We start from the raw sequence: 11,884 nt of genomic DNA, 5'->3' as shown, positions 1-11,884 counted from the left end.
TCACGGCAGCGGGCGAATCCCCGCGTTCGACCGCGGTGTCAGTTCCCTGTACGGCGCGCCGCGTCCGTCCGCCTCACGCCGGGACAGGACGCGGGTCTCGAACATCGATGCGACCAGGACCTGGATTTCGCGGTAGCGCAGGCCGTCCTGCAGCGAGGCACAGGTGCCCGGGACACGGCCAGACGACCGGTCCAGTCATCGGTGCTCACCGTAATGACCCCCGGCTGGGAGTCCTCAGTTTGCGCCTCGGCGAACATCCGGTCGAGGGTCTGGTCAAGCTCATCCTGGGTCATTCATCCCGTTTAACCGGAGTCGCGGCGATCGGCCCAAACCGGTACCGTTTGAGAACTCGCCCCCGTGAATTCATGCATACTTGACCGCAAATCCGAACGCCCGGTGCCCTCCCCTGCCCCTTTCGGCGACCCGGACATCCGGTTGCAGCTATTAGATGTCCAGAGGCTCGGTCGCACGCTCCGCAAGCACAAGCACCAGGTCGGCTTCGCAGCCGGCAGGGGGATAACGAAATCTCGCCTCCCGGGTACTGGCCTCGACAAGCCGGGATCCGAAGCCGCGTCGGGCCGGTTCGCCGACGACGGGACCACCCGTCTCCCGCCAGCTCAGCGACATGAGGCCCTCGCCGGCCGTCCAGCGTATATCGATACATCCCCCCGGCTGGCTCAGGCCCCCGTATTTTGTGGCATTGGTTGCAAGCTCGTGGACGATGAGACCCAGGTTCAGCACGGTTTCGGCCTGAAGCCACAGCGAAGGTCCAGTCAGTCGATACTGGTCACGGTCGAAGGGGGCCAGTTCCGCCTCAAGAACATTGCGGATGTCGGTCCCCTCCCAGACTTCCCTTGTCAGAAGATCATGTGTGGCCGACAGGGACATCAGCCGGGCCCGGAAACCCTCGGAAAACCCTTCGAGACTGTCGGACTTGCGGGCGCTCAGGGTCGCGATCGAAAGCACCTTGGCCAGGGTGTTCTTCACCCTGTGGTTCAGCTCGTTGATGAGGATACGCTGCCGCGCCTCACTCTTCTTCAGCGCCTTGAACGCGACCCGGTGGGCCGTCACGTCCTGGATCGTCCCGACGAGGCGCTCCGGCCTGCCCGAGCCATCCGCCAGCATCTTGCCACGCACTTCCAGCCAGCGTCCGTCGAGCATCTCATAATCGGATTCATAATCGCCGACATGATTTATGGCTTCGCTTAGCCGGCTCTTGCGCTCGGCCGCGCTCTCGGGCGTGAGAAGGGACGCGATCATGGTCTGTTCGAACGCCGCTTCGGGACCGAAGCCGAGGAGTGACCGGCCCGTCTCGGATACCGTCAGGCGATATTGTTGTGTAGAGAAGTCAATCTTCGTGACGGCCGAGCGACGGGGCGTTGAGCCGCATAGCGAGTGGGGTGATGGGGCCGATAGGCCGCTCTAAGCGTGCGGTCGCTTCGGACTCACGCAAGGAAATCGCTCCCGCGCAGATGCCGAAGCGTTTTGATAAGAGTCGTCGGGTGACCCGGTCAGATGGTGAAAACCACCCATTTTCTGACGTCCCTTGTAGACAATTATCTCAGCCCCAGTTTGGGTATCTGTTTCGCACCTTGAGTGCGGCCGTGCAGTCGACGCGGCAGAGTCGGCGTCCTTATGTCAGTCTAGAATCGCCGTTAATATTAACATGCGTGTACAGTATACTCACCCGAACTGCAGATTGTTAGGAAAATGAAAGGTATGACTTGACAAAGATTTCCTAGTCTGCAATAAGGGGCTCATCGGGGAGCTACACCCGGTATCGAACTTAATCGTTACCGAAAGTAGCAAAAATGAAATCTGACTCCCCTAAACGATCGACACGCAACCGCCTGCAATTTGAACGCCACCATTACGAGCGAGACCTGCGCTTCACCTTTAAAGGTAAGTCTTTGGTTGTCGCACTTCGAGCGGGCCGTGCATTCGGCTTGATCGACGGAGTGCTAATCGTGGCTAACCGCAATGCGGCGGATGTTCTTCGTGAGCTCATTGTAAGGGCCCGTCAGACATCGACGTTTGGCACTGATGTCGTGAACAACGGTACCTGTTCATGACTGTCTTTCACCAAGCTGAACTGACTTCGTTCGATCGGATTCAGGTGCAAATCGCCCTCAAACGGCGTTTGAGGGAGATCGAGGCGCGTCATCCGCATCTCGATGCCTCGCTGCTTTTGGTTCTTGTAGCGCTAGCCGAGTTTGCCGCTAACCAGGACGCTAAGGCGGGACGCACCTGATGTCCAAGCTGATCCGCGGTGCATTGTATGCCCGTTTTTCCTCGATTGCATCGAATCCGCTGTCAAATGACGACCAGCTTCGGATGGCTCGTGCCTATGCTTTGAGTCATGGCATCCAAGTCGTCGCGGATTTTCGCGACGACGCCAAACACGGCGAAGCCATCGAAAATCGCCCCGGATTTCTGGAGATGGTGGAGCGCGTTCAGCTCGGTGAATTCGACGCTGTCATCGTCGAGGAGGCTGATCGCCTTGCTCGAAGCACCTCAAAAGGTTTGGGGTTCTTTGACATCTGTAAGTTCTATGACTGTGAGGTCATCACGCTATCCGACGGGATCGAGTCCTCCTCATCGATCACGCAGAAGTTCGCCCAAGCCCAGCACGCGAACCGGGTTCTAGCGGCCAAGGTCCGGAGGGGACAACTCGCGGCAGTTACTGAACGAGGCCAATACATCGGTGGTCTGGCATACGGATATGAAGTCGACTGGGTCGGCAAGCCTCCTGTGGCGATCCGGAAGATAAATGAGGCGCAAGCCCCATATGTATTGCGTGCTTTTCAGGAGTACGATGCAGGCATGGGCACGACAGCCATTTGCAAGCGGCTGAACGAAGAAGGTGTTGCTGGACCGGGTGCGAGACGCAGAGACGGACGGGGTGTTTGGGACCCTGGCGTCCTTACTGGCAGCCCTAAACTGAATTCGGGCATCTTCCGCAACCCCACCTATCTCGGCCAACCGCGTTACGGGAATAAAATGTATAAGCGGCACCCGATCTCTGGTGCGCGCGTCACTGCACAGTTCGCAAACCCCCAGCCAAGCTACGGCGATGCTCCGCACCTGCAGATCGTCCCGCAGGATCTTTTCGAGCGCGTCCAAGTCAGGCTGAACGGGGCGGGCAAGAAAGGGGGGCCCAGAGCGAAACCGCCAGCGTTTCTTCTTAGTGGCAAAATGAAGTGCGCAGAGTGCGGGCACTCATACGTCATGATCGAGCGCCGCTATATGGCTTGTAGCGGGCACGCGCGAGTTGGAGGCTGCTCAAACAACCGACGAATTTCTTATCAGGAAGCCGAGGATGGCTTCATCCAAAATCTCACCTCCCTACTCAACAAGCCCGATGCTGCTGAGGTCTATGTTAATGCATACATCGAGGCTCTCGCGGAGAAAGTCTCGGCTGCACCCAATGAAATCCTGCTTCTGACCCGAAGAAGGGACGAGTTAGAGAAGAAAATACTAGGCCTTTTGGAAAGCCTCGCTGTTGCAAACATGTCGAGCGCTGTCAGGGCGCGCATCGTCGAGCAGATGGCGGAGTTCGAGTCTGAGAAGGCTCTGATTTCTAACCGGATCTGTGAGGTCGAGGTCCCTCCGCGCGTCGTCGGAACCCGAGACGATATTGCGAGTTCAATGAGGTCGCAGCTCCAGACTCTCACGGCCGTAATGGGTACTGATAGCGTCGCCGGGCTCGATGCACGCAATGCGATCCGAGCCTTGGTCGACAAGATCACGGTCGAGCCGCTTCCCGCTCCGCTTGGTAAGGAGCGCGGCTTCAGGGGGGCGACGCTCCATGTTGAGGGCCAGATCAGCAGCCTGCTTAAGATGGCCAATGGGGTGCATGATTTCGTGATGGTGCTTGGTCAGGGTCTGCGGAACAGCCAGTATCATGAACTTGGAACGTTCTCTTTTCAGTTCGAGATTGGCCATAGCAATGAGGCGCGTCGGCCCTCTAAGAGCTATGGAATCGTTCACGAAACTCTGAAAAAAGAGGGTCGGCCACTTCATGTTAGAGAGTTGATTGACGCCGTTCGGTCCAACGAACCGATGACACGCGTCGCGGCACAAAGTCGGGTGCGCTCCTCCCTTAAAAGGCTCATCGCCCAGGGCAAGGTGGAGGCGGGCAGCTTCAACCAGCTCGCACCGCAATCGAAGACCTATCTCTCAGTTTGATGTCGATATAGCCCAAGCCGCTGATAGGTATGAACTGTGGTCCTGTTCTCAACTCAAACGATACCCGCCGTAAACCGGTATTCATATGACGCTGACACCAATATTCGGGCCGCCTGATTGAAGGTCCCGCAGTTTCGGGTCTACCCGTGTGCGCGTTTCTTGATCTGCCCTAAGGGGTCAGGTAAGATCCGTTTCAATCGCTCAAGCGACCAAATGGCCGTCCGGGGGATGGCCACTCTTTCCCTCACATTATTGGACATCCCATGACACCCACTGTCTTCCGCTCAGCCGCGGGCGTGGTCGATCGCCTTCAAGGCGAGCCACTGCCCGAAACGATCAATCTCTTCGCTATCGCCACCACCGCTCCGCCTAACCCAGATGGCAATGGGTTTCTGCCGAAGGATGTAGCCTCTGCCGCACCAACCCCGGTGACCTTCCACCTGATCCGCGACGAACTGCGCAACCCCGACCCGGTCTGCATCCACCTGCTTGAGGGACCCTGGCCTCGTCTCTACCTGCAGCTGACGGACGAAATGGGCGAGCCGTACGCCAAGGGAGAGATGGGCCTGAGCGGTGTGGGTCGCCATTACATCGAAGCCCGTGCTGAGAAGCTGACTATCGTTTCTCGTCATTGATCCGGTCAGGGTACGCGAAACACCATATTGCTCCCGCCCCTCGTGCTGCCGATGAGGCCCTTCGCAAAAAGTGTTAGGCTCTTCGGCAACGCCAAGGCAGTTTCTGCAGCGAAATCCGCAGCTTCGAAGACCCACCGTCAAGCGCTATTTTTCGTAATGGATTCAGTAGTTTAATTACGCTTTGAGGGGTTGTGGTACGGCTGCACATCTGCCACTTTTTCGGCAGGAGAAGCCTATGGCCGCAGCACCACCCCACATGTCAGATGATGAGCTCCGTGCCGAAATCACGAGTCTTGAACCTATGTACCTTCACCCCGAGCTGATCCGACGGTGCTTGGACTTGCTGGCACAGGTCGTCTTTGAGCAAACGGGAATGGGCAGAAGTGTAGAAGTCGGCCACTTCGGCACCTTCTCGTCAGGCCCGGGTGGCGACGTCGTCTTCACGGTCGAGCCATGAACTCGATCAAGCATCGGTCAGTCCGACAGTCAGATGTGCGCCGCATTGTGCGCGCTGTGCATGCTGAAGGCCTCATTCCAAGAGCTATCCGCGTGGCAACATCGGGCGAAGTGTCGATCGACATGGCCGACATGATCGCCCCCCAAGCCGATCCGCTGGAGGAGTGGCGTGGTCGTCAAGTCGCACCTTCCCAAAGGCATTAAGCGGGTCGTACGACGCAGCCCGACCAGTGAGGTGCTCGGCACCTACTGGTATGCTTGGAAAGGCGGGCCCCGCCTCCCCGGCCAACCTGGCTCGCGCGAGTTTATGCTGGCGTATTCTCAGGCCGTTAAAAACCAGCGCGGTCAGCCCGATGACACCCTCGGAGCCCTGGCGCTGCAGTATCAGGCGTCGCCCGAGTTCGCGGGATTGGCGGAGAGCACGCAGAAGGAGTGGCGTCGGCGCATCTCGAAGATCGCCGTCGATAGCCACCCACTCGATATCGGTGGCATTCCGCTGGCTGCCCTGAACGACCCGCGTGTCAAATCTGATCTTTTGGCCTGGCGGGATCAGTGGCAGGAGACGCCGCGTGCCGCTGACTATCTGATGCAGGTCCTCTCGCGGATCCTATCTTGGGGTCAGCAGAGAGGGTTGCTGGCGGCCAATGCTGCAACAGGCGTCGGGCAGCTCTACAAGAACAACCGTTCAGACCAGGTTTGGACAGCCGACGACTTGGCCCGCTTCGCCAAGGCAGCGAGTTCGCCTGAGATCGCCTGTGTCGCACAACTGGCATGTCTCCTGGGTTTGCGCCTTCACGACCTCACCACTCTGCTTTGGACTGAGGTAACCGATGTCGCCGTGATCAAGGTCACTCGCAAAGGTCGCGGCAAACGCACGGCTGTGATCCCTCTTCTGGCCGAAACACGCTCGCTCTTGGCGCAAATCAAGTCGCAGCAAAAGCTGCGTCACGGCGAGCTGACGCGCCAAGCTATGGCCCGGGGCGAGGAGCCCCCTACCCTGCCACTGACGGTCCTTTCCAACACCCTTGGAAGGCCTTGGAAGTACTCCGGCCTAGTGACCCGGTTCAACGACACGCGTGCTGCCGCACAGCCACCTATCGAAAAGCACCTCCACGACGCGCGTGGAACTCTCGCCACGCGCTTGCGAAAGGCCGGTCTGACGGCTCCTGAGATAGCGGACGTACTTGGCTGGGAAGAAAGCCGCGTCGAACGTCTGCTCGCGGTCTACGTAGACCGCACCACTGTCGTCACAAGCATTGCCGAGCGGATCCAGCGTCTCGAAGCTGAAGCAGCGGGGCATGACCAGGGAAGCCGTCACTTAGACGATGTCGCGGTGCTGGCGGATTGGCATTTGCAGCCGATGAAGAAGGGCGGAGGCGTTGTGCATCACGTCGACTTCCGCCGTGGTGCAAGTGCATTGCCTACGAAGCAGAAACCCGACAAGGCGCGCTTTCAAGGCAGCATCAGACTAGTACCAAAGGCGGAAGGACCGACCATGAAACGAGCGTTGATCGACCTATGCGCTTACCTGGGAGCCGAGGGGGTCGAGCGTCGCAGCACGTTGGTCAGCGATGTGTGGCTAGCGGCAGAAATCGCTCGGGACCCTTGGCTGTTTAGGGTCGTCGATGTTGAGCCGGGCTATCACGAACTGCACCCGTCACAATCTGTCCGATGTCCAATTCCCGAAAGCGTCGCCATACGCATGTCCGACTGCCTGAAACAGACCCATCGGTGATGAAACCTGTCTACTTGCGTTGGCACCGCATCCACAACATCAAGCCCGCGACGCACAGCATAGTCGTCACCACGCCCCACGAACACCAGTCATTGCCCGATGAGCCTGAACGCCTGTCCCGAGTGCAGGGCGTACCTCCAGGCGAAGAGGGTATCGCCCGCGCTGACGCCGACATCATATTTCTGGCCAACGGTCCGACCGTCGGCGATGGCGACATAGGCCTCCCTGTTTAGCAGGGTTTCGGAAGAAGTAGTGCCGCCCAGGTCAATAGAACACCTGACCCCATCATTACGAAATCTAGGAAAGCGCGAGGTCATAAGCCAAGCGCGGCATCAGTTTCTGGGACAATTCGCGACAGCGGAAACCGCAGACCCAACCCCTTCCCAGTCTGAGCTGAACCGGTGGTCGAAGCGTTCTCAACTTTACGCACTTTGACGTGGGAAGCGCCGAAATTCCGACCTGCGCTATACCTGCATCTATGCGCGATCCGATGCGGCCAAAGTGACCCACCCGACCGGTGTCGAAATCAGCTAGCCGGCCTCTTCTGCGCCCGCTTGCTCGCTCTCAGGCAGCACAACGTCAATCGTCGAAAAGAGCGAAGCTGGAGGGATGGGCTTGGTCAGGTGACCATCGGCACCCGCCAACGCTCCTGCTGAGATGTGTTCGGTGGACGCGTTAGCGGTCAGCATTATAATCGGCGTTCTCGCCCGACCTGTGTGTTTTCCGCCGGCGCGTATTGCGCGCACGGCGCTTAAACCATCCATGACGGGCATTTGCATATCCATCAAAATCAGGTCGAAAGATCCCTCAGCCCAACAGGCCAGGGCTTCTTTGCCATTGGTCGCTGTGGTCACTGACATGCCAGCACCCGTCAGAATTATTTCGACAACCTTCAGGTTGGTCTGATGGTCGTCAACTACGAGGAGGCGTGTTGATGATGCCGATGAGCCGTCGGGGTGGTTGTGGTTGTCAGCCTGAGGGGGTTCGACTTCCTCCAGCTCCAGTTCGAACCAGAAGGTAGACCCCACCCCCACCTCGCTTGCACAGTCGAGAGTTCCGTCCATCATTTCGATGAGGTGTTTTGAGATTGAGAGCCCGAGACCTGTTCCGCCAAACCTTCGGGTGATGGTGCCATCGGCCTGCTGAAAGCGTTCGAATATGCGGCCCCTCTCCTGCGGACCAAAACCGACGCCTGTGTCCTGGACTGAGAAGCGGAAAGCGCCCGTTGACGTACGCGAGACCGTCAGCGTCACTGAGCCATAGGGTGTGAACTTGATCGCGTTGGACAAAAGATTTGTAACGACTTGTCTGATGCGGACTTCGTCACCAGCAACATAGCGATCCGCGCCATCCACGACCGAAAGCGAGAGCGTGACACCCTTTGCATCGGCTAGGGTCTGGCCCAGACCTGCAACGCTTCGGGCGAGTTCGCCGACATGGAAGCTGGTGAGCTCAATCTCGAGCTGTCCCGCCTTGACCTTTGCCAGATCCAGAATGTCGGAGAGCAACCGCTCAAGCGTCTCGCCAGAAGAGCAAATAAGTTTGGCGGCCTCTTTTTCTCTCGGCGGAAGCGGGGCGTCAGCTAGGACGTGGGCCATGGCGAGAACCCCGTTCAAAGGCGTTCTGATTTAGTGGCTCATATTGGCCAGGAACTCGCTCTTGGCGACACTCGCTGCTTCAGCCTCTGACTGCTTTACAATGAGCGCCGCAGTTGTCTCGCGAAGCTGCCAGTATGATCGCACAGCGTTGATCGCTGAGCTTAGCGCGTAGCAGACCAGAAACCCTGTGCAGGTCAGAAGACCGATCTTCTCGCGCCACGTGTCTTCGAACCAAGGCAGCACGAGGAGTACCAGTGCAGGAGGTCCTGCGGTGATTATCAACTGGGTCAAAGACTTGTGACAGCCGCGAACGATGTAAACCAGCACGCCGCCGATGAGCGCCGTCCCGGCCGCCTTCCCGATATCGCCCCCAGACATCCACCACAGAATGCCGGCCCCGACCCAAGCGCACGTCGATATGAAGGTCGACGCCAAACGCAGGATGCGGAAGGCAAGCGGGTGGCGTTCTTGATTTTTGGGACTTGTCGCAACCCAGAGCAGCGAGTCGCCTACGGCGAAGACGCACGCCCAAACGACCATAATGCGCCAGTCGATGGCCGTCAGCCCTGAGGCAAACACCAAAACGGCGACGAACAAGCGCGTGCCGGCCTGAGCGCGAGTGTCCGCACCCGTCAGGTCGAAATCGCTGTCAAAACCAAGCTTTTTGCGAGTGAACATTGCGTCCAAACGGTCGCACATCAGTCTGAATTACTAATGAATATTAAGGTAAGCTGTAATACGTACTTCTTAAGCCAGTTGCTATCTTGAGGATCGGCAGACACACCAGCTAGTCCAGCTAACATGTCAGCGCCCGAGTAGGATCACCTTCGGCGCGCTGTCGAAGTAGCGGGACGGGTTTTTCGACTTGGCCATCGCGACGACGCTACGTGCCCCCGATTACCGGCCGGCTAAGTTTGGGCTGACAGAGCCCCCTCCTGACTGCACGATCAACCGGCACCGTTGTCGCACCGAAGCCAGGCCATCGAGCAGGACCTGGCTGCTCTGGGTCGTACGGCATTCATCCAGCAGTATCATCCGCAGGGCGCGCAGATGGACCTCGACGGAGGGCCAGTCCCAGACATGGTCGCCGGCCGGATCACTGATTTCGCACAGGCTGAAAACGGCGGGGTGCAGGGGCCCTGTTTCGAAGAAGCCGGCCATGTCCAGCATGGCGGCGGCCTGGACATAGACCTGATCGCGCTCGCGCGCGGCGCAGCAGGCGTCGAGGCGGATCAGGGTGACGTCCAGGGTATGCATGGCCGCATCCCGGTGTGTTTCCAGGGCCGCCTCGGCGGCTTGCAGGGCGTCGTCAACGGCCTTGCCGCCGGGCACGGCCATCTTCTTGGCCAGACTGGACCGGTGTTTGAAAATCTTGGCTTCGGTCACAAGGCTACCCGGCGCGGCTTGATGAGGGTGTCGATATCGGACTGGTCCATATTGGCTTCCGAGGCTTCGCCCACATGGGTCGACAGGTCACCCGAGCGGCGCCCGACGGTCCCAAGCGGAGGTCCAAAGCTGCGAACACGCCGGTCGGGTCCGACATAGCCTTCCGCCTTCACGAAGTCTCGCTTGTCGTTGGCCAGCCACAGGATCCGTTGCAGCAATACCGCAGGCGTCAGGGGCTTGGTGACTACGAAGCTGGCCCCGCAGTCCCGGCTCTTGTGAACCTTTGACGGTGCCGCGTGACCGGTCAGCATGATGACCGGTGTCAGACAGACGGGATCCGGCGTCTCGCGGCGCAGCCATTGCACGAAATCATGGCCGTCCATCTGAGGCATGGCGCAGTCCACGAGGATCAGATCCACCGCCCGGTTCTTGACGATCTCGCTGGCCTCGACGGCCGACCCACAACGGATCTGCTCGCGCACGCCGAAGCCCTGGACGATGGAGCTGAGGATATCCAGCGCCTGCGGATTGTCGTCGATCAACAGGACCGTGGCCTGTTCCAGGTTGACACGACTGGAGGGGCGGGGATCGCGGATCATGGGTGATCGAACAGCATCAGGTCGCCATGCGTGGCGGAAGCCACAGGCATGGTGTTCGAAGCGGTGCCGTTCACGGCCAGACGCAGCCGTGCGGCCATTTCTGCCAGCGATACCGTGTCCAGCGCGGCCTCGACCTTCGCACCGTGCGAGAGGGCTTCGGTCAGGTCTCGAAGCGCGGCCAGCCGCTGGCTGAGGTCGTCGACGGCCTGGGCCTGGATCAGGATGCGCGGCCTGTGCAGCGCATCGGCCTGGATCGCATGCTCGACGACCAGGGCAGACAGGCCTTCCACGACAGGCAGGGTCAAGGCGAGTTCGTCGGCCAGGGCGGAAAGCAGCGAAGGGGTCTGCGATGGCGTCATCAGAACAGCTCCAGCGCACCGGCATCCACGACCGGTGCGGCGCGTCGTGTCGGGGCCCTTGGCGTGTGGGCGTCATTGACGGACCGCTGTAGCGCGCGACCGGACACAGGCCAGTACTGCACCCGTCGCCCACCCACGCCGCGCAGGCTTCCACCGATCATGGAGATGCCCTCGTCACGCAGGAAGCGCTCTGCGAACTCTGCATTGGCCAGACCGACGTCGCGCAGGGCGTCGAACATGCGACCGCCACCGAACAGCTTGGCCTCCATCCGCTCGCGCCGGGCTCCGGCTTTCAGGCAGTCGTTGATCAGCACTTCCATCGCATAGGCCCCGTAGCGGCGGCCCGCGGCGGTACCGCCGCCATCGCCTTCGGGCAGCAGGAAGTGGTTCATGCCGCCAACGCCCGCGACCGGATCGCGCAGGCACATGGCCACGCAACTGCCCAATATCGTGGTCAGCATCACAGCCGGATCATCGGTGACGAAATGCTCGCCCTGGCCGACGTGAACCTTGTGGCCGATATCGGGAACCGCGCCCGTCATGTGAGAGGCCCGAAGACGCCTTCGACCTTCTCTTTCAACTGGGCGACGGTGAACGGCTTGACCAGATAGTTGTTGACGCCGAACTGCACCGCGCGCTGGACCAGGTCGCGATCCGCCCGCCCGGTCAGCATGATGAAGGCCACGCCTGCGGTCGGCGGGTGGGCGCGCACGGCCCGCAGCAGGCCGAGCCCGTCCAGATTCGGCATGTTGAAGTCCGAGATGATCAGGTGCGCAGGCTTGGTGATCATCTCGCGAAGGCCAATCTCGCCGTCAGCTGCGTCGCGGAATTCGCGAAAGCCGAGCTGCTGCATACTGGCGCGGATCAACGAACGCATCGAGGCCTGGTCGTCGACGATGAGAGTGTGGATGGCGGAAGCAGCGGGCAT

General features: G+C 59.8%; 13 protein-coding genes. 5 read left to right on the top strand and 8 right to left on the bottom strand.

The genetic code is table 11. The annotated features are described in order from the left end of the window. Window positions 1–444: 444 nt before the first annotated feature. On the bottom strand, window positions 445–1,260 hold the full coding sequence (locus WC585_RS07950; protein WP_373257143.1) for an HWE histidine kinase domain-containing protein: 816 nt from the start codon (window positions 1,258–1,260) through the stop codon (window positions 445–447). An 808-nt stretch (window positions 1,261–2,068) separates the two neighbouring features. Between WC585_RS07950 and WC585_RS07945 the strand changes: the two genes are divergently transcribed. The 5 genes from WC585_RS07945 to WC585_RS07925 all read left to right on the top strand — a co-directional run bounded on the left by WC585_RS07945 (window position 2,069) and on the right by WC585_RS07925 (window position 7,247). Then, window positions 2,069–2,251: a hypothetical protein gene (locus WC585_RS07945; RefSeq protein WP_373257141.1), complete on the top strand. Its 183-nt coding sequence runs from the start codon at window positions 2,069–2,071 to the stop codon at window positions 2,249–2,251. Then, entirely contained in the window at window positions 2,251–4,188 is a 1,938-nt protein-coding gene (locus tag WC585_RS07940; protein ID WP_373257140.1) for a recombinase family protein, read from the top strand. Before WC585_RS07945 ends, WC585_RS07940 begins: the two co-directional genes overlap by 1 nt. A 263-nt stretch (window positions 4,189–4,451) precedes the next feature. Next, complete coding sequence (locus tag WC585_RS07935) at window positions 4,452–4,823, top strand: hypothetical protein (protein WP_373257139.1); 372 nt, start codon at window positions 4,452–4,454, stop codon at window positions 4,821–4,823. A gap of 625 nt (window positions 4,824–5,448) precedes the next feature. Next, window positions 5,449–7,014, top strand: coding sequence for a tyrosine-type recombinase/integrase (locus tag WC585_RS07930; RefSeq protein WP_373257138.1), 1,566 nt, complete (start codon window positions 5,449–5,451; stop codon window positions 7,012–7,014). Then, window positions 7,014–7,247, top strand: coding sequence for a hypothetical protein (locus WC585_RS07925; RefSeq protein WP_373257137.1), 234 nt, complete (start codon window positions 7,014–7,016; stop codon window positions 7,245–7,247). Before WC585_RS07930 ends, WC585_RS07925 begins: the two co-directional genes overlap by 1 nt. A 297-nt stretch (window positions 7,248–7,544) precedes the next feature. On the opposite strand, the gene WC585_RS07920 is transcribed toward WC585_RS07925, so the two are convergent. The 7 genes from WC585_RS07920 to WC585_RS07890 form a co-directional block, all read right to left on the bottom strand. Further along, window positions 7,545–8,630 (bottom strand): hybrid sensor histidine kinase/response regulator, encoded by a 1,086-nt coding sequence (locus WC585_RS07920; RefSeq protein WP_373257136.1) that lies wholly within the window; start codon window positions 8,628–8,630, stop codon window positions 7,545–7,547. A gap of 12 nt (window positions 8,631–8,642) precedes the next feature. Then, on the bottom strand, window positions 8,643–9,290 hold the full coding sequence (locus WC585_RS07915) for a hypothetical protein (protein WP_373257135.1): 648 nt from the start codon (window positions 9,288–9,290) through the stop codon (window positions 8,643–8,645). Window positions 9,291–9,509: 219 nt separating this feature from the next. Then, window positions 9,510–9,998 (bottom strand): chemotaxis protein CheE, encoded by a 489-nt coding sequence (locus tag WC585_RS07910; protein ID WP_373257134.1) that lies wholly within the window; start codon window positions 9,996–9,998, stop codon window positions 9,510–9,512. Continuing rightward, the gene (locus tag WC585_RS07905; RefSeq protein WP_373257133.1) at window positions 9,995–10,597 is read right to left on the bottom strand and encodes a response regulator; all 603 of its coding nucleotides are present in this window, start codon (window positions 10,595–10,597) and stop codon (window positions 9,995–9,997) included. The genes WC585_RS07910 and WC585_RS07905 overlap by 4 nt, the downstream gene beginning before the upstream one ends. Further along, a complete protein-coding gene (locus tag WC585_RS07900; RefSeq protein WP_373257131.1) occupies window positions 10,594–10,956 on the bottom strand; it encodes a hypothetical protein in 363 nt (120 codons plus the stop codon). The genes WC585_RS07905 and WC585_RS07900 overlap by 4 nt, the downstream gene beginning before the upstream one ends. Then, window positions 10,956–11,498 (bottom strand): chemotaxis protein CheD, encoded by a 543-nt coding sequence (locus WC585_RS07895; RefSeq protein WP_373257130.1) that lies wholly within the window; start codon window positions 11,496–11,498, stop codon window positions 10,956–10,958. Before WC585_RS07895 ends, WC585_RS07900 begins: the two co-directional genes overlap by 1 nt. After that, the gene (locus WC585_RS07890; protein WP_373257129.1) at window positions 11,495–11,884 is read right to left on the bottom strand and encodes a response regulator; all 390 of its coding nucleotides are present in this window, start codon (window positions 11,882–11,884) and stop codon (window positions 11,495–11,497) included. Before WC585_RS07890 ends, WC585_RS07895 begins: the two co-directional genes overlap by 4 nt.

The organism is Brevundimonas sp. (assembly GCF_041648055.1).
In the GTDB taxonomy this organism is placed as follows: Bacteria; Pseudomonadota; Alphaproteobacteria; order Caulobacterales; family Caulobacteraceae; genus Brevundimonas.
This window is presented reverse-complemented; position numbering and strand designations above follow the sequence as displayed.

Bases quoted from the DNA above. Each gene is read 5' to 3' on its own strand.
- WC585_RS07940 (WP_373257140.1), top strand. From the start codon at position 2,251: ATGTCCAAGCTGATCCGCGGTGCATTGTATGCCCGTTTTTCCTCGATT.
- WC585_RS07950 (WP_373257143.1), bottom strand. From the start codon at position 1,260: ATGATCGCGTCCCTTCTCACGCCCGAGAGCGCGGCCGAGCGCAAGAGC.
- WC585_RS07945 (WP_373257141.1), top strand. From the start codon at position 2,069: ATGACTGTCTTTCACCAAGCTGAACTGACTTCGTTCGATCGGATTCAG.
- WC585_RS07935 (WP_373257139.1), top strand. From the start codon at position 4,452: ATGACACCCACTGTCTTCCGCTCAGCCGCGGGCGTGGTCGATCGCCTT.
- WC585_RS07895 (WP_373257130.1), bottom strand. From the start codon at position 11,498: ATGACGGGCGCGGTTCCCGATATCGGCCACAAGGTTCACGTCGGCCAG.
- WC585_RS07905 (WP_373257133.1), bottom strand. From the start codon at position 10,597: ATGATCCGCGATCCCCGCCCCTCCAGTCGTGTCAACCTGGAACAGGCC.
- WC585_RS07890 (WP_373257129.1), bottom strand. From the start codon at position 11,884: ATGCCCGCTGCTTCCGCCATCCACACTCTCATCGTCGACGACCAGGCC.
- WC585_RS07925 (WP_373257137.1), top strand. From the start codon at position 7,014: ATGAAACCTGTCTACTTGCGTTGGCACCGCATCCACAACATCAAGCCC.
- WC585_RS07915 (WP_373257135.1), bottom strand. From the start codon at position 9,290: ATGTTCACTCGCAAAAAGCTTGGTTTTGACAGCGATTTCGACCTGACG.
- WC585_RS07900 (WP_373257131.1), bottom strand. From the start codon at position 10,956: ATGACGCCATCGCAGACCCCTTCGCTGCTTTCCGCCCTGGCCGACGAA.